This is a genomic window from Tepidiforma thermophila (assembly GCF_002563855.1).
Lineage (GTDB): Bacteria > Chloroflexota > Dehalococcoidia > Tepidiformales > Tepidiformaceae > Tepidiforma > Tepidiforma thermophila.
The window spans coordinates 1,342,083-1,362,688 of sequence record NZ_PDJQ01000001.1 but is presented as its reverse complement, the minus strand read 5'-3'; the positions used below and the strand labels follow the sequence as shown (position 1 = coordinate 1,362,688).

Here is a 20,606-nt window from a genome sequence, read left to right as displayed (position 1 = left end):
ATGCCGGGCGGGCTGCACAGCTGATTCGCGGAGGAGGGGCTAGATGCGGCCCGCCATGGCGCGGAGGCGGCGGATCCGCTCATCCAGCGGCGGGTGGGTGCTGAAGAGGTTGGCGAGCCCTTCGCCGCGGAACGGGTTGGCGATGTAGAGCGCGGAGACGGCCTCCTGGGCAGGGGTAGGCTCCATCGGCACGGCAGCGATGCCCATCTTCAGCTTTTCGAGTGCGCTGGCGAGCGCGAGGGGGTCGCGGGTGACGCGGGCGCCGGTCTCATCGGCGGCGTATTCACGGGAGCGGCTGATGCCGAGCTGCAGCAGGGTTGCGGCGATGGGTGCAACCAGGATGACGAGCAGAGCGACGAGCGGGTTTTGGTCGCGGTCGCGGCCGCCGAAGATGGAGGACCACATGAGGACCTGGGCGATCATGGAGATGGCGCCGGCGATGGTGGCGACGATAGAGCTTGTGAGGATGTCGCGGTTCTTGACGTGACCCATCTCATGGCCGATGACGGCGCGCAGCTCGCGCTCGTTCAGGAGGCGGAGGATGCCGGTGGTGACAGCGACGACAGCGTGCTGGGGGTCGCGGCCTGTTGCGAAGGCGTTCGGCGAGGCGTTTTCGACGATGTAGACGCGGGGCATGGGCATGCCCGCGGCGCGGGCGACCTCGCGGACGATCTGGAAGAGGCGCGGGTGTTCGGCTTCGGTAATTTCGCGGGCGCCGGCCATGGCGAGTGCGACGCGGTCGCTGAACCAGTAGGCGAAGAAGTTCATGACGCCGGCAAGGAGCAGGAAGAAGATGGCTCCGCCTGTGCCGCCGATGAATCCGCCTACGGCCACGAGGAGACCGGTGAGGGCAGCGAGCAGGATGGTGGTTTTCAGGAAGTTCATTTTCGAGAAATGGCTAACCTCCTCGATCAAATTATAGGCGCCGGCCGCTGCGCCTGACGGGAAAGGCCGGGTAAGGGAACCCGGAGCAGGCTGGCTGCTCTGGGGATCGAATTTGCACCTGTGTTCCGTACTGAGTGTACCGGCCCGGAGACCGGGGCCGGAAGTTACCTGTACAGGGGGTTCTCATGAAGGTCTTTCGATGGCGGTCGCTGATGCTGCTGGCGGGTGCGGCAGTCGCTGCGGCCGGTATTGCCGCGTGCGGCGGCGACGATGACGATGCGGAGCCGACGCCGTTGCCGACCGCGCCGGCAGCGGCCGGGGACATCGTCGAGACGGCAGTCGCCACCGGGAACTTCACGACGCTGGCGCGCGCCCTCGAAGCGGCCGGCCTTGTGGAGACGCTCAAGGGCGAAGGGCCGTTCACGGTGTTTGCGCCCACAGATGAGGCGTTCGCTGCGCTGCCGGCCGGGACGCTTGACCAGCTGCTGGCGAACAAGGATGAGCTGACGAAGGTGCTGACCTACCACGTGGTGGCGGGGAAGGTCACCTCGGCGGACGTGGCGAAGCTGACTGAGGCGACGACGGTCGAGGGCTCGAAGCTCCAGATCAAGGTCGAGGGCGGCACGGTGATGATCAACGACGCAACGGTGACGACCGCGGACGTTATGGCCACGAACGGCGTCATCCATGTGATCGACCGGGTGCTCATCCCGGAGTAAGGCCCGGTTTCCCGGAAGCACACAGCGGGGGCTCCGTCCGGAGCCCCCGCGTTTGGTTTGCCCTGTGGGGGGCGCCGGCGTCAGCGGGCCATGCCGTGGAACTCCGGATTGGGCAGGACGCCGGCGCCGCTCATCAGCCGATTGGTGAAGTTGAACATGGCTGTAACTTCGACGATGTCCCAGCAATCTTCGTCGGAGAAACCGAGGGCGCGGAGTTCGTCGATGTCGTCTTCGGTGACGGTGACGGGGTCGAGGGTAAGTTTCACGGCAAAGTCGAGCATGGCCATGTGCTTTTCGGAGAGGCCGGCCTTGCGGTAGTCGAGGGTGATGCGGTCGCCCTGGACGGGGTCCTTGAGGATGGCGCGGAGGGCGAAGCCGTGGGTGGTGAGGCAGTAGAGGCACTGGTTCTGCATCGAGACGACGACAGCGATCATTTCGCGCTCGGCCCTGCCGAGGCCGGGGGTGGGCTCCATGACGGACTGGTAGTGGGCGTACCACTTGAGCATCCGGTCGCCGCGCCAGGCGAGGGCGCGGAAGACGTTGGGGACGAAGCCCATGCGCTCTTCCATCTGGTCGAATAGGGCGCGGGCTTCATCGGAAAGCTGGTCGCGCTCGAGGACGGGGAACCAGGAGATGCGTTCGCTGCTCATGGAGGGAGCGTGCGACGGCGCGACGCGGACGTCAACGGCAGGTCAGTTGACGCGGGGGTCGGCGGGGGCCCAGGCGAAGAGCTTGAGCCTCCCGGGCTGGCGCTGAAGGACGCGGCGCCAGAGGGTGGCGGGGTCGGGGTCGAAGGCATCGCCTTCGAGGGCGGGGACAACGAACCAGGCTTCTTCGGCGATTTCGCGGTCGAGCTGGCCGGGGCTCCAGCCGGAGTAGCCGGCGAAGACGCGGACCGATGCGAGGTCGGCCTGGTAGTCGTCGAGGGGGCGGGAGAGGTCGAGCAGGGCGGCGTCGCCGACGACGCGATTGGCCGGGGCTGCCCCGGGGCGGAAGCGGCCGAGTGCGATGGCGGCGGTGGGTTCGACCGGGCCGCCCTGGAAGACGACGGGCGGGTCGGCGGCGAGACCGGCGAACTGGGGGAGGTGGTCGGCGACGGGGGCCTCCATCACGGGGCGGTTGAGGACGAGGCCCATGGCGCCATCATCGTCGTGCATGCAGACAAGGACGACGGTGCGGAAGAAGTTAGGGTCGACAAGGGAGAGGGAGGCGACGAGGAGCTTTCCGGCGACGGATTCGGCCACGGGGTGATCTTCGCCGAGGCGGCGGCATGCCGCCAGCGGGCTGTTTCAGGGCGCCAGGGGGCTGGCTGCCGGGGCGCCGAGCTGGATGACGCCGCGGGCTGCGAGGGCTTCGATTTCGGCCTCACTGAGACCGAGTTCCGCGGCGAGGGTTTCGCGGGTGTGCTCACCGAGGAGCGGAGCGCGCTGGAGCTCGACCTCGGAATCGCTCAGGTGGATCGGCGGTGCGAGGAGCTGGAACTCGCCGACGGTGGGGTGCTGGATGGTCCGGATCATGTTGCGGGCGCGGAGGTGGGGGTCGGCGAGGAGGTCTTCGGTGTCGTAGACGGCGCTGCAGGGGACGCCGGCGGCGGCGAGGTGCTGCATGGCTTCGAACTTGGTGCGCTGGCGCGTCCAGCCGGCGATGATCTCCCAGAGGGCGTCGCCGTTGGCGTGGCGGTCGCGGACGGTGGCGAAGCGGGGGTCCATGCCGAGCTCGGGCATGTCGATGGCGGCGACCAGGGCGTCCCACATGCGGGTGGTGACGACCATTATGTAGATGTAGTCGTTCGGGCCGCCGGGGGCGCAGGGGTAGAGGTCGGTGGGGACGACGGTGCGGTTGCCGCGGCGCTGGATGGGGCTGGAGCGCCACTCGCGCTGGGACATGGGCTCGCGCATGAAGTTGGCGATGACCTCCTGCATGGCGATTTCGACGACCTGGCCGCGGCCGGTGCGCTGGCGCTGGACGTAGGCAGCGAGGATACCGAGGGCAGCGTGGACGCCGGAGCCGGTATCGCCGAAGGTGGCGCCGGGGCGCATAGGCGGGCCGTCGGGGTCGCCGGTCACGCTGAAGGCACCGCCGGCGGCCTGGGCGATCATGTCGAAACACTTGTAGCCGGCGTACGGGCCGGAGGTCCCGAAGCCTTTGATGGTGGCGTAGATGATGCCGGGGTTGCGTGCGCTGAGGACGTCGTAGCCGAGGCCGAGCTTCTCCATGGTGCCGAGCGTGAAGTTTTCGACGACGACATCGAACTTCGGCACGAGGCGAAGGAAGAGGTCGCGGCCTTCGGGGGTATCGAGGGCGATGGCGACGCTCTTCTTGTTGTTGTTGAAGGAGAGGAAGTAGTAGGAGTCGCGGCCCTTCCCGGCGACATTGCGGCCGGGGTCGCCGACGCCAGGGCGCTCCACTTTGACGACCTCGGCGCCGAGCCAGGCGAGGTACTGGGTGCAGGTGGTCCCGGCTTCGTACTGGGTGAGGTCGAGGACTTTGATGCCGTCGAGCGCTGCCATCTGGGGCCTCCGGGTGGAGATGGCGGGGAGTGTAGCAGGGAGCGGAGGGTTCAGGTGGCCGCGGGCGGGTCGCCGGACCCCGGCGGGGGCGGCGATTTCCGCCGGCGCTCGAGGAAGCGGCGGATGGGGCGGGCGAGGGCGGCGCCGATCATCCCAACGGAGACACCTGCGAGGCCGCCGAGGACCATCCAGGGAACGACGGAGCCGCCGTCGCCGCTTTCGTCGACCTGGATGCTGGACGCCGGGCGCGCGCCTGGAGGGGACGTCGTGCCGGCGGCGGTGCCGGCCGAGGACGCGCCGGCGACCGCCCCGGTCCGCCGGGCCGGAAAGGCGTTCGGCTCGCCGGGAGTCGGGCGGGAGGTAACCGCCCAGAGCCCTGGGTCGGGTTCGGCAAGGGGATCGCGGAGGCCGAGCGTCTCTCCGGCTTCCGGCGCGGGCGGCGCGGGGTCGAAGACGTCGGTACGGCTTCCGAAAGAGAGTTCGTCGACGATGCGGCCGGAGGGGTCCCGGAGGCGGAGGACATCGCCGGCATTGCCGGGGCCGTTGCCGATTTCGCCGTCGGGGACACGCACGACGGGAACCGCCGGGTCGAACGTTGCGGCGGAACCGGCAACGACGGCGTAGCCGCCGGCAGGGATGACGAGGGAGGGGAGGGTATCGGACGAGGCCGCGTCGGCGATGACCCAGCCGGCGAGGTCGACGTCGCCGGGGCCGGGGTTGAACAGCTCGACCCATTCGTAGGGCGCGTCGCGGCCGGATTCGGGCGAGTCGCTCATGAACTCGGTAATGCGCACCGAGCCGAGCGACGGACCGGCAGCCTGGGCCTGGGCGGGCGGCGGCGCGGGGGACTGGCCCCGGCTCGAGGGCCGTGGGGTCGGGGAGGGTTTCGGGGTCGAGGCCGCGCCAGAAGCCGCCTTCGTCGGAGCGGCGGTTGCGCGCGGCGCGGGCGTTGGCGTGGGCGGGGGTTCGTCGACCTCGCCGAACCACGCGTCGTCGAAGCAGGCGGTTGCGGCAGCGCTGCCGGGGCGGAGCATGAGCCGGACGCGGGCGGAGCGGGCGTCGGCGGGCGCCTGGAGCGGGCCGGTCGCGAGACGTACCCAGCTGCCCGAGGCGGGCTCGCTATCGGACTGGTCGCCGCCGGTGCCGGAGCCGTCGGCGGAGGTGTACCAGGTGACCCGGATGAAGGCATCGCCGCCGGTGGCCGAGGCCCAGGCGGCAGCTTCGTACCAGGCGCCGCCCTCGACGGGTACGGACTGGTAGAGCCACTTGGTCGAGGAGGTATCGGAATCGAGGCAGCCGGCGTAGCGGCCTTCGTAGGCATCGGAGGAGGCGCGGAGCTCGCCGCCGACTTTGGACCAGTAGGCCGGCCTGCCGGACTGGACCACCTCGAAGTCGCCGTTGCGGAGGAGGCCCCCGGAGGCGGAGCCGGGCGGCAGGGTGGGGGTGGCGGTTGGGGGCAGGGTGGGCGTCGGCCGGGGCGTGCTCAGGCGGGGCGGCGTCGGGGTTTTGGTGGGGGTCGGGGTTTTCGTCGGCGTTGGCGTCCGGGTCGGGGTTGGAGCGCGCGGGGTGCCGCCGGACGCGCCGTCCCCGGCGCCGGTACCGGCATCACCCGCGGGGGTCGGGGTTGGGGTAGCGGTGGGCGTCGGGGTTGCCGTCGGCGTCGGTGTCGGGCTGCCGGCTGATTCGACAAGGCTGGCTTCGACGAGACCGACGGGTGCGCCGACCTGGCCGCGCAGCTCGATGACGAAGATTGCGAAAAGGGTGCCGGGGGGCGCGGACGGCGTCATGACATCGAGGCGGAGATTCGCGCTGAGCTGGTACTCGGGGGAGGAAACGGTCGCCGCGGCGATTGGGCCTTCGGTTTTCCAGAACTCGAGGCGGAGGCGGGCCGTGACGCCGGTTTGGCCGGAGAGGCGGACAGCGGCGTCGTAGCGGTTGCCGGGCTCGGCAGGCGCGACCTGGGAGACGGTGGCCCGGTCGAGGGTGAGGCGGAAGGCGTCGCCGTCCGGTTCGAGCCCGTTCAGGCTCCAGGCGTCATCGACGGGCGGCTGGAAGGCGGGGTTTTCGAGCAGGTTGCCCCCGGCTGCGGCGCGCCGGGCGCCGGGGCCGGCAGGCAGCAGCGAGGCGGTGACGAATGCGAGGCACGCCAGCAGGAGAAGGATGGTTCGTCCGCTCCGCGGCATCCGGGTTCCTCCCGCCACGAGAAGAGGTGGGGGAACTGTAGGAGAACAGCGGGAACGGCGACAAGCCGGTGCCGGCGAGCGGCGTGCGGGCCCGCGGCGGGGACCGGGGTGCCGGGCGGCTTCCCCGGAGGCAGCTGGCGCCGGTAGACTTCGGCGGCCGGGCGCACTGGCGTGCCGGGACCGGAAACGCAGGAGGAGCTGGCATGGATATCCGCGGGGGCGTGGTGATCGTCACGGGGTCGGCCACAGGGGTCGGGGCGGCGTGTGCGAAGCTGCTGGCGAGCAAGGGCTGCAACGTGGTCATCAACTACACGAAGTCGGAGGCGGAGGCGCGGGAGACGCAGGCGGCCTGTGAGGCGCTCGGGGTCGAGACGCTGCTGGTGCAGGCGGATGTCGCGAACGACGTGGACTGCCGTCGGATGGCGCAGGCAGCGATCGACCGCTGGGGGCGGATCGACGGGCTGATCAACAACGCCGGGACGACCAAGTTCGTAAACCACACCGACCTGGAGGGGCTGACAGCGGAGGATTTCCTGCGGATCTACGCGGTGAACGTGGTTGGTGCGTATCAGATGACCCGGGCGGTGGCGCCGCAGATGAAGGCACAGGGACGGGGCGCCATCGTGAACATTTCGTCGATTGCGGGGGTGATGGGGATTGGGAGTTCGATTGCGTATGCGGCCTCGAAAGGGGCGCTGAACACCATGACGCTCTCGCTGGCGCGGGCGCTGGGTCCGGAGATCCGGGTGAACGCGATCTGCCCGGGGTTCATCCAGGGGCGGTGGCTGCGGGGCGGGCTCGGCGATGCGGCGTACGAAGCGGCGCTGGCGCAGCAGGAGCGCACGACACCGCTGCGGCGGGCGGGGACGCCGGAGGATATGGCGCAGGCGGCGGTCTGGTTCATTGAGGGGGCCGACCTGGTGACCGGTGAGCTGCTGATTGTGGATGCCGGGGCGCACCTTGGCGCGGCGCCGCTCATCGCGCGGTGACGCAGGGTCGGCGCCCGCTTGCGCCGCGCCCGAAAGCAGTGTGGAGTGGAGCCATGGTGCAGGAACGGCTCCAGAAGATCCTTTCGAACGCGGGCGTGGCGTCGCGGCGCAAGGCCGAGGAGCTGATCCTCGCCGGGCGGGTGCAGGTGAACGGGCAGGTGGTGACGACGCTCGGCGCGCGGGCGGACCTCGACGTCGATGAGGTGCTGGTTGACGGGGAGCCGGTGCGGCGGGACCGGTACCGGTACTTCATGCTGAACAAGCCGCGGGGCATCGTGACGACGGCGCGGGATGAGCAGGGCCGGGAGACGGTGCTGGACCTGGTGCCGATCGGGGACGTGCAGCTCCACCCGGTGGGGCGGCTCGACCGGGAGAGCGAAGGGCTGGTGATTGTGACGAACGACGGGCACCTGACGGACCTGCTCACGCACCCGCGCTACGGGGTCGAGAAGGAATACCTCGTTGGGGTAGATGCGCCGGTGCCGGCGAAGGACATCGAGCGGATGGTGCGGGGCATCACGGTCGACGGCGAGCGGCTGCGCGCGGCGTCGGTTAGGCCGGCGGAACCGCCCGGCGACGCGGAGCCCGATGCCGGGGCCGGCGCGTGGCTGCTGGTGACGCTGCGGCAGGGGAAGAACCGGGAGATCCGGCGGATGCTCGCTGCGCTGGGACGGAAGGTAGTGGTCCTGCGGCGGCTGCGGGTGGGGCCGCTGCGGCTGGGCGACCTCGGGAGCGGGGCGTTCCGGGAGCTGACGGCAGACGAGGTGGCGGCGCTCTACCGGGCAGGGCGGGCGGCGCAGGCGGCCGGCGAGCGGGCGGCCGATGGGCCGGAACGGAGCGGTCGTCTACCATCGCGGCGATGAAGCAGGACGCATGTATCCCGTGGCCGATCGCCATCGATGGGCCGGCCGCCTCGGGCAAGAGTTCGCTCGGGATGGCGCTGGCGCGACGGTTCGGCTACCTGTTCCTCGATACGGGACTGATGTACCGGGCGGTGACGCTGGCGGCGCTCGAGGCGGGCGTGCCGCCGGAAGATGCAGCCGCGGGCGAATTTGCGCGGTCGCTCGACATCCGGGCGGAGGCAGGGGCCGAGACGCGGATTTTCGTCGGCGGGCGGGATGTGACCGGCCGGCTGCGCGAGCCCGAGGTGGAGCACCACGTGAGTGCCTACAGCGCGCTGCCGTCGGTGCGGGCGGCGATGGTGGCGGCGCAACGGGCGATTGCGGCGCAGGGGCCGTCGATTCTTGCGGGGCGGGATATTGGCACGGTGGTTCTCCCGGATGCGCCGGTGAAGCTGTTTCTCGAGGCGTCGCCGGAGGCGCGGGCGGCGCGCCGGAGCCGGCAGGCGCACGAGTGGGGGATGGCGCAGGAAGCGGCGGAGGCCCGGCGCGACATCGAGCAGCGGGACCGGCTGGACAGTTCGCGGGCGGCGAGCCCGCTGCGTCCCGCCGCGGATGCCGTTGTGATTGACACCACGGACCTCACGCTGGAGGAGGTCATCCGGTTTGCGCTGGAGCTGCTGGGATGCGACTGAAGCTGCCGAAACTGCGCTGGGAGACGTTTGTCCCGCCGTTCTACTGGGCGTGCACGTACCTGCTGCGGGGCGCGCTCTGGCTGGTGGTGCGCTGGGAGGTGCGCGGCCGGGAGCACGTGCCGATGGAGGGCGGGCTGATTGTAGTGTCGAACCACCTGAACAATGCGGACCCGCCGATCGTGGGGGCCGGCGTCGCGAAGCGGCGGATCCGGTGGATGGCGAAGGTGGAGTTGTTTCGGTATCCGTTCGGGGTGATCCCGCGGCTGTGGGGCGCCTTCCCGGTGCGGCGGTTCGAAGCAGACCTCGGGGCGATGCTCACTGCGGAGCGCATCCTTCGGCAGGGCGGCGTGCTGGGGATGTTCCCGGAGGGGACGCGGTCGAAGACGGGATACTTCGGCACGCTGCACCCGGGGACGGCGCTCATTGCGCTGCGGACGGGGGCGCCGGTCCTGCCGTGTGCGGTGACGGGAACCGAGAAGTTGCGGAATCCGCTGGTGCTGCTGCGGCGGCCGCGGTTCACCGTGACGATTGGTGAGCCGATCCGGGTGGAGGCGGTGAAGCGGCCGACGGAGGAGCAGGTGAGCGCCCTCACGGAGCGGATCGCGGAGGCGATCCGGTCGCTCTTACCGCCCGGGTACCGCGGTCCCTATACTGGCGGTGAGGGTTCAGCACCCGGGGAGACCGATGGTCCAGATCATCCGCGCGAGTGACATGGGGTTCTGCATGGGGGTGCGGCGCGCCGTGCAGATTATGGAGAGCGAAGCGTCGCCGGAACGCCCGGTGTTCAGCGTGGGGGAGATCGTGCACAACCCGCACGTGGTGCGGGCGCTGGAGCGGAGCGGCGTCGTGCAGCTCCCGGGCCCGGACGAGGTCGAGGGGGATATCGGCAAGGCGACGGCCGAGCGGGTGAAGGCCGGCAGGGTTGCGATTACGGCGCACGGCGTGGGCGAGCGGGTGGTGCGGGAGCTGGAGGCGAGCGGGCTGGAGATTATCGACACGACGTGCCCGATTGTGACGCGAGCGCAGCGCTACGGGCAGAAGTTCGCCCGCGAAGGGTGGCACGTGCTGATTTACGGCGACCCGGGGCACAAGGAGGTCCGCGGGATCCTGGGGTGGACGTTCGGACAGGACGGTGAGCCGGGAGCGACCGTCGTGCCACAGTCGGATTACGAGAGCCTGCGCCGGCTGGTGGAGGAGTTTCCCGGGGGGTTCCCGAACAAGATCGGGGTGATGGCGCAGACGACGCACAAGATGGAGGACTTCGCCCGGTTTGTCGCGAACCTGATGCTGCTGCGGCGGGATTTCAACTTCGAGCTGCACGTGGTGAATACGCTCTGCCATGCAACGACGGGGCAGCAGGAGGCGGCCGCGGCGCTGGCGAAGGAGGTGGATGTGATGATCGTGGTGGGCGGCAAGAAGAGCGCGAACACGCGGCACCTGCGGGAGGTGGCGGAGGAGCAGGGGACGCGCGCCTACCACATTGAGGGGCCGGAGGAGCTGCAGGCCGACTGGTTCGCGGGCGTGGAGCGAATCGGGCTAACGGCAGGGGCTTCGACGCCCGATTTCTCGGTCGACGCGGTTGAGGCGCGCATTCGCGAGCTGGTCGGAGCGTAGGGAGCAGGCGGCCTCGCCAGGGCACCGTGCATAATCGTGTTGTGAGGAACACACCAGCGCCGGGGATCATCAGCGGCGTTCGGCCGGGTTCCCTGGCGGACCTCGCCGGGCTCGAGCCGGGCGACGCGGTGGTGCGAGTTAACGGGCGGGTGCCGCGCGACGTGGTGGATGTGCAGTTCTACGCTGCCGAGGCGGAGGTGGAGGTGCTCGTTCGGAAGGCGAACGGCCTCGACGACCTGATTGTGTTCGAGAAGGAGATTGATGAGGACATCGGGTGGGAGTTCGAGCGGGCGACCTGGGACGAGGTGATCCTCTGCAACAACAACTGCTTCTTCTGCTTCCTCAAGGGGCTGCCGAAAGGGATGCGGAAGACGCTGTACGTGAAGGACGACGACTACCGGCTGTCGTTCCTGCACGGCAATTTTGTGACGCTGACCAACCTGACCGAGGACGACTGGGCGCGCCTGGAGGAGCAGCGGCTGAGCCCGCTCAATGTGTCGGTGCACGCGACCGACCTGGAGCTGCGGCGGCGGATGCTGGCGAACCCCGATGCCCCGGACATCCTCGGGCAGCTGCGGCGGCTCGGGGAGCTGGGCATCCAGGCGCACACGCAGATTGTTCTCTGCCCGGGGGTGAACGACGGGGAGCACCTCGCACGGTCGATTGCGGAGCTTGGGGCGCTGTACCCGACGGTGCTGACGATCAGCGTGGTGCCTGTGGGGGCGAGCCCGCGGCTGGAGGAGTGGGCGCTGGAGCGCGACGGCATCCCGCTCGAGCGGCCCACGCCGGGCTATGCCCGGCAGGTGATCGAGCTGATCCGCCCATTCCAGCGGGAGTTTCGGCGGAGGTTCGGCGCGACGATTGTGCAGTGCAGCGACGAGTACTACATGACCGCCGGGCTGCCGGTGCCGCCGGCGCGGGCCTACGACGGGTTTCCGCAGTACGAGAACGGGATCGGCATGGTGCGGCGGATGCTGGATGACTGGGCGCGGACGCGCCGGCGATTGCAGGTGCGGGGCGTGCCCCCGGGGGTGGCAGGCCGCCGGGCGGTGGTGGGAACGGCGCGGCTGATGGCGCCGACGCTGGCGGCGATCGCGCGGGAGTTCTCCGAGCTGACGGGGGCAGCGGTGGAGGTGCGAGGGGTGACGAACCGGGTGTTCGGGGAGCGGGTGAACGTGAGCGGGCTGGTGTGCGGCCAGGATTATGTGGAGCAGGTCCGCAGCGAGCGGGCGCCGGACTGCTACATTTTGCCGCGGCCGAGCCTGGACTACTTTGGGGAGAAGTTCCTTGATTCGATGACGGTGGAGGAGGCGGAGGCGGGGCTGGGGGCGCCGCTGGGGTTCGCGAGCGCGTGGTCGGAGGTGGTGCGGATCCTGGCGGAAGGGCCGCGTCGGCCGGGCCGGAACGCACGGAACAACGGGCGGTTCTGGGCGGAGCCTGCGCCTGCTGAGGCTGCCGGGGCCCGGTAAATCGCCCGGGAAAGCCGGGGATGGTATCTTCGGCCACGAGGCCCGCGGCCCGTGCTGCCGCGGAGAGCGGGCCGAATCCCCCTACGAGCCGAGGCCAGGATGACCGAACAGTTGACCGCTGAGCAGAAGCTCCAGCAGTTGATCGCCCTGAAGGAAGCTGCCGCGCTGGGCGGCGGCCCGAAGCGGATCGAAGCGCAACACGCGCGCGGGAAGCTGACGGCGCGGGAGCGCATCGACCTGTTGCTGGACCCGGGGACGTTCGAAGAGCTGGACATGCTGATGCGGCCGCGGGGTTCGCTGGCGGGCGGCAACGTGGAGGCGGTGGTGACGGGCTGGGGCAAAGTCGACGGGCGGCCGGTGTACGTGTTCTCGTACGACTTTACGGTGGCCGGCGGGTCGCTGAGCGAAGCGGTTGCCGAGAAGATTCTGAAAGTGATGGACCTCGCGATGATGACCGGCGCGCCGATCGTGGGGGTCCAGGACTCGGGCGGGGCGCGCATCCAGGATGGGCCGGACAGCCTGCGGGGGTTCGGCGAGATCTTTGCGATGAATACGCTGGCGAGCGGGGTAGTTCCGCAGATTAGCGTGATTATGGGGCCGTGCGCGGGCGGCGCGGTGTACAGCCCGGCGATCACGGACTTCGTGTTCATGGCCGAGGGCTCGAGCTACATGTTCATTACGGGCCCCGACGTGGTGAAGTCGGTGACCGGGGAGGAGGTAACGCAGGAGACGCTTGGCGGCGCCGACGTGCATGCATCGCGGAGCGGTGTGGCGCATTTCGCCATCGCGGGCGAGGAGGCGACGCTGGCGGAGGTGCGGCGGCTGCTGTCGTTCCTGCCATCGAACAATGCGGAGGACCCGCCGTTTGTGCCGACGAATGATGACGTGAACCGCACGGAGGAGGATCTGCTGACCATCGTGCCGGCGGAGCCGAACCGGCCCTATGACGTGCGGGATGTGATCGAGCGGATTGTTGACGACGGCGACTTCATGGAAGTGCAGCAGGCGTTCGCGCCGAACATTGTGATCGGCTTTGCCCGGATGGGCGGGCGGAGTGTGGGGTTTGTGGCGAACCAGCCGATGCACCTGGCGGGTTCGCTCGACATCAATGCGAGCCGGAAGGCGGCGCGGTTCGTGCGTTTCTGCGATTGTTTCAATATCCCGCTGGTGACGCTGGTCGACGTGCCGGGCTACCTGCCGGGCACGTCGCAGGAGTACAACGGGATCATCACGCACGGCGCCAAGCTGCTGTATGCGTACAGCGAGGCGACGGTGCCGAAGGTGGCGGTGGTGCTGCGGAAGGCGTACGGCGGGGCATATGTCGTTATGTCTTCGAAGCACCTGCGCGGCGATATGAACTTTGCCTGGCCGACCGGGGAGATTGCGGTGATGGGGCCGGACGGCGCGGCGAACGTGGTCTACCGGGACGAGATTGCGAACGCGCCGGACCCGGAGGCGAAGCGGAAAGAGCTGATCGAGGAGTACCGGCAGAAGTTCGCGAACCCGTACATCCCGGCGGGGCGCGGGTTCATCGATGATGTGATTGACCCGCGGCAGACGCGGCCGAAGATCATCCGTGCGCTGGAGATGCTCCAGAACAAGGCAGACCGGAACCCGCCGAAGAAGCACGGGAACATTCCGCTGTAGGCCTAGGCAGGCTGCCGGGACGGGTTTTGGGGGAAGCTCCAGCGCGAGAAGCGGGGAACTCCCCGATGCCGGCGGGGTGGCCGGGCCCCGACACTGTGGCGAGAACGGGTCCGTCGCAGGAGGTACGCCATGCCGGAGGCTCGCCAGGTGGGCGTGGATGTGGTTGCCGCTATTGAAGCGCTGCCGCCGCTGCCAGCGGTGGCACTGCGGGTGATGCAGGTGGCGCAGGACCCGAAAGCGTCGGCTTCGGACCTGGCGCTGGTGGTTTCGGCGGACCCCGGGCTGAGCAGCCGCATTCTGCGGGTGGTGAACTCGGCGGCGTACCGGCGAATGCGGGAAGTCACGTCGGTGCAGCAGGCGCTGGTGACGCTGGGGTTCGTCCAGGCGCGCAACCTGGCACTGAGCGGGGCGATTGCGGGCGCATACGCGCCGGATGCGCTGAACGCGCTCTTCCGGATCGAGACGTTCTGGCGGCATTCGCTAGCGGTGGCGTTCAAGGCCGCGGAACTGGCAGGGCAGGGGCGGCGGGTGGATGTGCCGAGCGCGTTTACCGCGGGGATTGTGCACAACATGGGGAGGCTGGCGCTGTTCTACCGCGACCCGGCGCTGGTCGACCAGGCGGTTGCGCGGGCGATGGCCGAAGGGCGGACGCTCGAGGAGGTGGAGGCGGAGCTCGGGTTCGACCATGCGGCGGCGGGCGAGCTGCTGGCGCGGAAGTGGAAGCTGCCGGAGGCGATCTGCGAGGCGATCGGGCGGCACCATGAGCCGCTGGATACGAACCAGACGCTGGCGGGCTGCGTGGCGATGGCGGACCGGTATGTCGTGGAGCACGGCCTGCTGCCGGGATACGTGTTGCCGCCGGAGCCGGGGACGGTGCGGGTCCCGGCGCCGGAGTTTGCGCAGCTGATGAAGCAGGTCGATGCCCTGATGGAGCTTGTCACCGGGGAGCCGGTGGGAGTGCGGGCGGCATAGGCTGCATCGGGTGATGCGGGGAAATGCATCAGTTTCGACTATAGCTCGAGGTTGAGCTATTCACATTCTCGAGACCTTCGGCTAGGCTAGGGGTCTCATTCCTCCGACGCGAGTTTGGATCCAGCAGCCATGGCGATTTCCCCGGCACCCAGCAATGCAGGCAGCGCAATCATCGGGAACGCTGCCGAGGTCCATCACAACCTTTCGGTCCCGGTGCTGTACGAATACGCCGTGCGGCGGCGGGAGGGGAAGCTGCTCCAGGGCGGGTCGTTCGCGGTGTTCAGCGGCGAACGAACGGGGCGGAGCCCGCAGGACAAGTTCGTGGTGAAGACGCCGGAGATTTCGGAGCACGTGTGGTGGGGGAAGCACAATCAGCCGCTGCCGGTGGAGACGTTTGAGCGGCTGCTTGCGAAGGCGATGCAGTACCTGCGGGGCCGCGAGATTTTCGTGCAGGACACGGTGGTCTCGCAGGACCCGGCGCACCGGAAGACGGTGCGGGTGATTACGGAGCAGGCGTACCACTCGCTGTTTGCGCGGACGATGTTCATTCCATCGGAGAAGCGGCCGTTCGACGAGAAGGCGGACATCACGATCATTCACTGCCCGTTCCTGCATCTTGGAGGGGAGGCCGATGGTGTGCGGAGCGATGCGGTGGTGGCGCTGAACCTGACGGAAGGGATCATCCTGATCGCCGGGACGGCATACGCGGGGGAGATGAAGAAGGCCGTGTTCACGGCGATGAACTACTACCTGCCGCTGGAGGGGATCCTCTCGCTGCACTCGGCGGCGAACGTGGACCCGCGGACGGGGAAGTCGGCGCTGTTTTTCGGGCTTTCGGGCACGGGGAAGACGACGCTGAGCACGGACCCGGAGCGGCTGCTGGTTGGGGACGACGAGCACGCCTGGACGGAGCGGGGGATTTTCAACATCGAGGGCGGGTGCTACGCGAAGACGATCCGGCTTTCGAAAGAGGCGGAGCCGGACATTTTCGAGCAGACGCACGAGTTCGGGACGATCCTGGAGAACGTCATCTTCGACGAGGAGACGCGCGAGGTCGACCTGAACGATGACAGCATCACGGAGAACACGCGGGGCAGCTACCCGCTGGAATCGCTGAAGCATGTCTACCTGGAGCCGGTCGCGCCGCACCCGTCGCACGTGATTCTTCTGACGGCGGACGCCTTCGGGGTGCTGCCGCCGGTGGCGCGGCTGACGCCGGAGCAGGCGCTCTACCACTTCCTCTCGGGGTATACGTGCAAGCTGGCCGGGACGGAGGTGGGCCTGAAGGACCCGGAGGTCACGTTCAGCCCGTGTTACGGCGCTCCGTTCATGGCGCTGAACCCGACGGTATACGCGGAGCTGCTGGAGCAGCGGCTGCGGATGACGGGGGCGCAGACGTGGCTGATCAACACGGGCTGGACCGGCGGGAAGTACGGGGTCGGCAAGCGGATTGCGATCCAGGAGACGCGGAAGATGGTGCGGGCCGTGCTGAACGACCTGCTGGCCGGCGCAGAGTTTCGGAAGGACCCGGTGTTCGGGTTCGAGGTGCCGCTGCGGGTGCCGGGTGTGGATACGCGGCTGCTGGACCCGCGGGCGGCGTGGGCCGACCCGGAGGAGTACGACCGGGTGTACCGGGGGCTGGCGGAGCGGTTTGCAGCGAACTTCGAGCAGTTCCGTTCGCTGGTGCGGCCGGAGGTTGCGGCGGCCGGGCCGTGAGCGGCGGGGCGGTTCGACCGAGGGAGGGAGCCTCCGTAGAATCGAGGCAGCGCCACAGCGGAGGTCGGTATCGCGTGACCGTCAAGGAGCTCAGCCGGCTGCGCCACCAGGGGACGGTGGCGGAGATTGCGAAGGTCAAGTTCCCGTATCCGAACGATGAGTTCCCGGACTACGAGACGATCGTGAATGTGCCGACGCCGCGGCTTTCGGTGGGCGAGGCGAACGGCCGTGAGCTGGTGCCGGACATCGTGGTGGTGCACAAGCCGGGCCTCTTCCTGCGGATGATGGCGGAAGTGGAGATGCCGGACACGGTGAACGATGAATCGGCGGTGCAGGACTGGCTGCCGATGTCGAAGATTGGGCCGCTCTACCTGTACGTGCCGGTCGGCATGGTGCCGGAGACGAAGAAGCTGCTGAAGAAGCACAAGATTTCGGTGGCGGGCATCCGGACGTGGCGGTTCCGGCCGGTGTGGGGGCTGGAGGTCGTCGAGGTCCCGTAGCGCCACGCTGCGAGACGGTCAACGAACGGCCGCCGGGGCTCAGGCCCCGGCGTTTTGGCGTTTCCGTTCGCGGAGGTAGTAGCGGAGGGCGAGGACGAGCGTTCCTGCGGTAATGATGGGGAGGATGACCCCGAGCATGACGAGGCTGTAGGTGTCGAGGGCGTCGTGGCCGCTGGCGTCGAGGAAGAGGTAGAGGGCGTAGGCGGCGTAGAGGCCGAGGAGGAGCGCGCCGTTGGCGCGGGTAATGATGTAGCCGGTGAAGAAGATGGGGAGGGCGGCGACCGCGACGGCGGTCATGACGGGGAGGTCGAAGCTGGCGGCGGAATCGGCGACGGGGATGCCGCCAGAGGACACCGTTGCGGTAGCGCCGAGCACCGCCATGAGGTTGAACAGGTTGCTGCCGACGGCGTTGCCGACGGCGATGTCGCGCTCGCCGCGGGCGGCTGCGACGACGGAGGTTGCGAGCTCGGGCATGGAGGTGCCGGCGGCGACGATCGTGAGGCCGATGACCAGTTCGCTCACGCCAAGGGCTTCAGCGATGTCGACGGCGCCGGCGGTGAACCATTCGGAGCCAAGGACGAGCAGCCCGAAGCCGGCGACGACGAGGACGATGTCGAGCGCAACGGTGCGCGGCGTGACGGGGCGGCGCCCGATTTCGGCTTCGTATTCGTCCTGGACCTCCCGTGACTCGTTGCGGCTCTTCCGGATGGCCCACCAGGTGTAGGCCACGACGCCGGCGAAGAGGAGGGCGCCTTCGTACCGCTGGATGCTGCCATCGAGGGCGAAGAGCATGACGATGAACGAGACGGCGATCATGAGCGGGACTTCGAAGCGGACGAGCTGCTGGTGGACGATGAGCGGTGCAGCGAGGGCGGAGGCGCCGAGGATGACGAGGATGTTGAAGATGTTGCTGCCGACGACGTTGCCGATTGCCAGGTCAGGCGTACCGCCGAGGGAGGAGGAGACGCTGACAGCGAGCTCGGGGGAGCTGGTGCCGAAGGCAACGACGGTGAGGCCGACAACGAGGGGCGAAATTCCCATGGCGACGGCGAGGTGGCCGGCGCCACGCACGAGTCCTTCGGCGCCGACGATGAGCATGGCGATGCCGGCGACGAACGTCAGCAGGGAAAGGAGGTCCATCCGTACCCCAGTATCACCGGGCAGCCGTCGACGGGGAACCGCGGCGGAGCTTCAGGGGAGCCGGTAGCGCTGAACGTCGCGGTAGCCATCCCAGAACGGGGATGGGACGGGGCCGACGGTGCCGGGCCGACGGAAGGTTTCGCCGACCTGCTGGACCCAGGGGACGACGCCGCGGAAGCCGCCGCGGAGGATGGCCTGCTGGAGCCCGGCGAAGGCGGCGGAGTCGGCGGGGTCGGCTGCCAGGAGGTTCGAGCGCTCGGCGAGAGCCAGGGCGTGGCCGTAGAGGTGGAGGAGGAGTTCGCGCGGGTCGGGGGAGGGGAGCGGCGGGCTCCAGCCGAACCAGAAGGCGGCGCGGCCGTTGCCGTAGGCACCCTCCTGCACGCGGCGGGCGATGGTGGTGTAGGTCTCGATTGCGGGGCGGAACTGCGGCCCGAGCACGTCGTTCAGGCGGGTGATGACGATGGCGCTGGCGGCATAGCGGGGGTCGAAGATGGAGGGGATGTCGACCGTGACGGTGCCCAGCGACGGCCCGCCGGCTGCCTCCCAGCGCTCGCGGGCGGCCCGGGCATCAGCAGCGGGGTCGGCGGCGTAGCCGGGGAAGGGCGCGAGGCCGGAGGGCTGAAGTGCAGCGGTGCAGCATGGGGGAAGAGGACCGGAGGGGCTGGCTCGCCCGGCGAAAAGCGCTTGAGTGAGCCAGCCGCGGTTGAGCGCAGCCGAGACGGCCTCGACGAGGCGGGGGTCGGACCACGGCGGCCCGGCGATGGTGAAGGTGGAGAGGACGAGTTCTCGATGGTAGCGGGGAAGCTCCTGAATGCCGGGGAGGGCGCGCGCGGCAGCGGCGTCGCGGGGGTCGATGGCGGGGAATTCGTCGAGTTCGCCGGCGCGGTAGCGTTCGAGGACGTTCAGCGGCGGGCTGATTGCCAGCTCATCGAGGAGGGGCGAACGGTGGCCGGAGGCGTGGGCGCGGAAGCGGGCCGCGGGGCCATCGAAGCCGGCGAAGACCCACGGGCCGCATCCAGCGAGGAGAGATGGGTCGAGCGGGTCGGAGGGGGCCGACGGGCCTTCGAGGACGTCCGGCGGCTGAACGAGGGCGAATTCTCCGGCGAGGGCGGGGAGCAGGAGCGGGGACGGGCGGTCGAGGGCGAGGCGGACGGCGGCGGGGCCGGGCGTTTCGACGCGGGCGACGTCGAGCAGGGCAGCGGAGCGATGCGCCCGGGGGGCATCGCCCGCGCGGGCGATGGCGATGACCCGTGCGAGGTGGGCCTGCACCTCGGCGGCCGTCACGGGGCGGCCGGCCAGGGGCGGGACGTCGTGCCAGCGGGCGCGGGGGTCGAGACGGAGGACGAGGGTAAGGGGGTCGGGCTGCTCCCAGGCCGCGGCGAGGTCGGGGCCGAGGACCGCAGCGGCGGGGTCGGCCCACTGAATGAGCCGGGCGTGCGCCCGGCCGAGCAGTTCGACGACGGAGGGTTCGCCGGAGCGGGCAGCGTCGAAGGTGTCGAAATCGAAGCTGGCCGGGGCAGCGATGGACAGGCGGCCGCCGCGGGGAAGCGGCGTATGGGCGGGTGTGGCGGCTGTGGCGCCGGAGGCGGGCGGCGCGGCCGAGGGCCGGGGCGGCGGGGCTCCGGGGCGGCGCCGGCGCGACTTTGCGACCGCGCCGGCGACAGCCCCGGCCCCGGCGAGCGAGCCGGCGCTGATGAGGAGCGCGCGGCGGGAGAGCCGGGTCATCGGCGGGCGAGTTCGTGGGAGTGGCCGGGGTCGAAGAGGGCCGCGTCGGGGGCGGAGCAACATTCCATGGCGAGGTGGAGCGCCGGGGTCTCGGGCTGGAGGGTGACGTGGACGATGCCGAACCGCTCGCGCAGGAGTGCGGCGAGGTCGGTAAGGACGTGCTCGGTGCAGCCGGCATCGGCGAGTTCGACGTGGGCGCTGAGGGCGGGGAAGGAGGGGGCGATGCTCCAGACGTGGACGTCGTGGAGGTCGAGCACGCCGCGCACATCGCGCGCGGCTTCGGCGATGGCGCGGGGGTCGAGGCCGGGAGGCGCACTCTCGAGGAGGATGGCGGCTGCCTGCCGGAGGAGACTGATGGCGCGGGGGAGGATTAGGGCCGCGATGAGGAGGGCCGCGATGGCATCGAGCGCAGGGGTGGCGCCGAGGGCGATGGCGGCGGCGGAGAGGATGACGAGGACCGAGCCGAGGGCATCGGCCATCGCTTCGAGGGCGGCGCCGCGGATGTTGAGGTTGTCGTGGCTGTGGCCATGGAGGATGCGGAGGACAAGAAGGTTGACGGCGAGGCCGGCCACGGCGGTAGCGAGGACCGGACCGGTGCGGATGTCGTGCGCGCCGTCGAGCCGGCCAAGGGACTCGTAGATGATGAAGGCGGCGATCCCGGCGAGGAGGGCAACGTGGAGCGGGACGGCGAGGACCTCGGCGCGGGCATAGCCGAAGGTGCGGCGGGCATCGGGCGGGCGCGCGGCGATGGTCGCGGCAGCGAAGGCGAGGCCCAGCCCGAGGGCATCGGTGAGCATGTGGCCGGCATCGGAGACGAGGGCGATGGAGCCGAAGGCGACGCCGACCACGGCCTGTGCGGCGGCGAAGAGCAGGGTGAGCGAGAGCCCGAGGAGGAGCGCCCGGCGGCTGGTGTGCGCGGCTGCCACGACCCCATGGTAGCACCGGCCGCGGCGCCGGTTGGCCTCGGCCGAGGCCGGCATGGCCGGGCGGCCGACCGGGAGGT

At 69.8% G+C, this 20,606-nt stretch carries 19 protein-coding genes; 11 read left to right on the top strand and 8 right to left on the bottom strand.

Annotation, left to right across the window (positions count from 1 at the left end; all coding sequences use genetic code 11):
• Nucleotides 1-39: 39 nt before the first annotated feature.
• Nucleotides 40-885: a zinc metalloprotease HtpX gene (locus A9A59_RS06590; RefSeq protein ID WP_098503526.1), complete on the bottom strand. Its 846-nt coding sequence runs from the start codon at nt 883-885 to the stop codon at nt 40-42.
• Between the two features lie 185 nt (nt 886-1,070).
• On the opposite strand from A9A59_RS06590, the gene A9A59_RS06585 reads away from it, so the two are divergent.
• Nucleotides 1,071-1,604, top strand: a complete 534-nt coding sequence (locus tag A9A59_RS06585; protein ID WP_278286817.1) for a fasciclin domain-containing protein — start codon at nt 1,071-1,073, stop codon at nt 1,602-1,604.
• Nucleotides 1,605-1,684: 80 nt separating this feature from the next.
• Here the strand turns inward: A9A59_RS06585 and A9A59_RS06580 are convergent, their stop codons facing one another.
• Genes A9A59_RS06580 through A9A59_RS06565 form a run of 4 tightly spaced genes read right to left on the bottom strand, consistent with a single transcriptional unit; the run spans nt 1,685 to nt 6,297 of the window.
• Nucleotides 1,685-2,254 carry a peroxidase-related enzyme gene (locus A9A59_RS06580; RefSeq protein ID WP_098503524.1) on the bottom strand — a complete coding sequence of 190 codons (570 nt, stop codon included), beginning with the start codon at nt 2,252-2,254 and terminating at the stop codon, nt 1,685-1,687.
• 42 nt (nt 2,255-2,296) lie between these two features.
• Complete coding sequence (locus A9A59_RS06575; RefSeq protein WP_278286816.1) at nt 2,297-2,848, bottom strand: YqgE/AlgH family protein; 552 nt, start codon at nt 2,846-2,848, stop codon at nt 2,297-2,299.
• Between the two features lie 45 nt (nt 2,849-2,893).
• The gene (locus A9A59_RS06570; RefSeq protein ID WP_098503523.1) at nt 2,894-4,114 is read right to left on the bottom strand and encodes a CaiB/BaiF CoA transferase family protein; all 1,221 of its coding nucleotides are present in this window, start codon (nt 4,112-4,114) and stop codon (nt 2,894-2,896) included.
• Between the two features lie 50 nt (nt 4,115-4,164).
• A complete protein-coding gene (locus A9A59_RS06565) occupies nt 4,165-6,297 on the bottom strand; it encodes a lamin tail domain-containing protein (RefSeq protein WP_098503522.1) in 2,133 nt (710 codons plus the stop codon).
• Between the two features lie 203 nt (nt 6,298-6,500).
• Between A9A59_RS06565 and A9A59_RS06560 the strand changes: the two genes are divergently transcribed.
• From A9A59_RS06560 to A9A59_RS06515, 10 genes are all read left to right on the top strand, one after another.
• Nucleotides 6,501-7,286 (top strand): SDR family NAD(P)-dependent oxidoreductase, encoded by a 786-nt coding sequence (locus A9A59_RS06560; protein ID WP_098503521.1) that lies wholly within the window; start codon nt 6,501-6,503, stop codon nt 7,284-7,286.
• Nucleotides 7,287-7,339: 53 nt separating this feature from the next.
• Complete coding sequence (locus A9A59_RS06555) at nt 7,340-8,149, top strand: pseudouridine synthase (RefSeq protein ID WP_098503520.1); 810 nt, start codon at nt 7,340-7,342, stop codon at nt 8,147-8,149.
• Nucleotides 8,146-8,820: a (d)CMP kinase gene (gene cmk / locus A9A59_RS06550; RefSeq protein ID WP_098503519.1), complete on the top strand. Its 675-nt coding sequence runs from the start codon at nt 8,146-8,148 to the stop codon at nt 8,818-8,820. Before A9A59_RS06555 ends, cmk begins: the two co-directional genes overlap by 4 nt.
• On the top strand, nt 8,811-9,530 hold the full coding sequence (locus A9A59_RS06545; RefSeq protein ID WP_098503518.1) for a lysophospholipid acyltransferase family protein: 720 nt from the start codon (nt 8,811-8,813) through the stop codon (nt 9,528-9,530). The genes cmk and A9A59_RS06545 overlap by 10 nt, the downstream gene beginning before the upstream one ends.
• A complete protein-coding gene (ispH, locus tag A9A59_RS06540) occupies nt 9,505-10,434 on the top strand; it encodes a 4-hydroxy-3-methylbut-2-enyl diphosphate reductase (RefSeq protein WP_098503517.1) in 930 nt (309 codons plus the stop codon). The genes A9A59_RS06545 and ispH overlap by 26 nt, the downstream gene beginning before the upstream one ends.
• Before the next feature lie 41 nt (nt 10,435-10,475).
• Nucleotides 10,476-11,903 carry a DUF512 domain-containing protein gene (locus tag A9A59_RS06535; protein ID WP_098503516.1) on the top strand — a complete coding sequence of 476 codons (1,428 nt, stop codon included), beginning with the start codon at nt 10,476-10,478 and terminating at the stop codon, nt 11,901-11,903.
• A gap of 99 nt (nt 11,904-12,002) precedes the next feature.
• Entirely contained in the window at nt 12,003-13,550 is a 1,548-nt protein-coding gene (locus tag A9A59_RS06530) for an acyl-CoA carboxylase subunit beta (protein ID WP_098503515.1), read from the top strand.
• A 129-nt stretch (nt 13,551-13,679) separates the two neighbouring features.
• Nucleotides 13,680-14,522 (top strand): HDOD domain-containing protein, encoded by an 843-nt coding sequence (locus A9A59_RS06525; RefSeq protein ID WP_098503514.1) that lies wholly within the window; start codon nt 13,680-13,682, stop codon nt 14,520-14,522.
• 129 nt (nt 14,523-14,651) lie between these two features.
• Nucleotides 14,652-16,238 carry a phosphoenolpyruvate carboxykinase (ATP) gene (gene pckA / locus A9A59_RS06520; protein ID WP_098503513.1) on the top strand — a complete coding sequence of 529 codons (1,587 nt, stop codon included), beginning with the start codon at nt 14,652-14,654 and terminating at the stop codon, nt 16,236-16,238.
• A 74-nt stretch (nt 16,239-16,312) separates the two neighbouring features.
• The gene (locus A9A59_RS06515) at nt 16,313-16,738 is read left to right on the top strand and encodes a hypothetical protein (RefSeq protein WP_098503512.1); all 426 of its coding nucleotides are present in this window, start codon (nt 16,313-16,315) and stop codon (nt 16,736-16,738) included.
• 39 nt (nt 16,739-16,777) lie between these two features.
• On the opposite strand, the gene A9A59_RS06510 is transcribed toward A9A59_RS06515, so the two are convergent.
• Genes A9A59_RS06510 through A9A59_RS06500 form a run of 3 tightly spaced genes read right to left on the bottom strand, consistent with a single transcriptional unit; the run spans nt 16,778 to nt 20,529 of the window.
• Nucleotides 16,778-17,878 carry a calcium/sodium antiporter gene (locus A9A59_RS06510; RefSeq protein WP_098503511.1) on the bottom strand — a complete coding sequence of 367 codons (1,101 nt, stop codon included), beginning with the start codon at nt 17,876-17,878 and terminating at the stop codon, nt 16,778-16,780.
• 51 nt (nt 17,879-17,929) lie between these two features.
• Nucleotides 17,930-19,603 carry an ABC transporter substrate-binding protein gene (locus tag A9A59_RS06505; RefSeq protein WP_106427066.1) on the bottom strand — a complete coding sequence of 558 codons (1,674 nt, stop codon included), beginning with the start codon at nt 19,601-19,603 and terminating at the stop codon, nt 17,930-17,932.
• Complete coding sequence (locus A9A59_RS06500; protein WP_165772554.1) at nt 19,600-20,529, bottom strand: cation diffusion facilitator family transporter; 930 nt, start codon at nt 20,527-20,529, stop codon at nt 19,600-19,602. The genes A9A59_RS06505 and A9A59_RS06500 overlap by 4 nt, the downstream gene beginning before the upstream one ends.
• Nucleotides 20,530-20,606 lie beyond the last annotated feature (77 nt).

What these genes read in the sequence shown, in the direction of transcription:
- A9A59_RS06590 (WP_098503526.1), bottom strand. Translation starts at nt 885, where the DNA reads ATGAACTTCCTGAAAACCACCATCCTGCTCGCTGCCCTCACCGGTCTC.
- A9A59_RS06585 (WP_278286817.1), top strand. Translation starts at nt 1,071, where the DNA reads ATGAAGGTCTTTCGATGGCGGTCGCTGATGCTGCTGGCGGGTGCGGCA.
- A9A59_RS06580 (WP_098503524.1), bottom strand. Translation starts at nt 2,254, where the DNA reads ATGAGCAGCGAACGCATCTCCTGGTTCCCCGTCCTCGAGCGCGACCAG.
- A9A59_RS06570 (WP_098503523.1), bottom strand. Translation starts at nt 4,114, where the DNA reads ATGGCAGCGCTCGACGGCATCAAAGTCCTCGACCTCACCCAGTACGAA.
- A9A59_RS06565 (WP_098503522.1), bottom strand. Translation starts at nt 6,297, where the DNA reads ATGCCGCGGAGCGGACGAACCATCCTTCTCCTGCTGGCGTGCCTCGCA.
- A9A59_RS06560 (WP_098503521.1), top strand. Translation starts at nt 6,501, where the DNA reads ATGGATATCCGCGGGGGCGTGGTGATCGTCACGGGGTCGGCCACAGGG.
- A9A59_RS06555 (WP_098503520.1), top strand. Translation starts at nt 7,340, where the DNA reads ATGGTGCAGGAACGGCTCCAGAAGATCCTTTCGAACGCGGGCGTGGCG.
- cmk (WP_098503519.1), top strand. Translation starts at nt 8,146, where the DNA reads ATGAAGCAGGACGCATGTATCCCGTGGCCGATCGCCATCGATGGGCCG.
- A9A59_RS06545 (WP_098503518.1), top strand. Translation starts at nt 8,811, where the DNA reads ATGCGACTGAAGCTGCCGAAACTGCGCTGGGAGACGTTTGTCCCGCCG.
- ispH (WP_098503517.1), top strand. Translation starts at nt 9,505, where the DNA reads ATGGTCCAGATCATCCGCGCGAGTGACATGGGGTTCTGCATGGGGGTG.
- A9A59_RS06530 (WP_098503515.1), top strand. Translation starts at nt 12,003, where the DNA reads ATGACCGAACAGTTGACCGCTGAGCAGAAGCTCCAGCAGTTGATCGCC.
- A9A59_RS06525 (WP_098503514.1), top strand. Translation starts at nt 13,680, where the DNA reads ATGCCGGAGGCTCGCCAGGTGGGCGTGGATGTGGTTGCCGCTATTGAA.
- pckA (WP_098503513.1), top strand. Translation starts at nt 14,652, where the DNA reads ATGGCGATTTCCCCGGCACCCAGCAATGCAGGCAGCGCAATCATCGGG.
- A9A59_RS06510 (WP_098503511.1), bottom strand. Translation starts at nt 17,878, where the DNA reads ATGGACCTCCTTTCCCTGCTGACGTTCGTCGCCGGCATCGCCATGCTC.
- A9A59_RS06505 (WP_106427066.1), bottom strand. Translation starts at nt 19,603, where the DNA reads ATGACCCGGCTCTCCCGCCGCGCGCTCCTCATCAGCGCCGGCTCGCTC.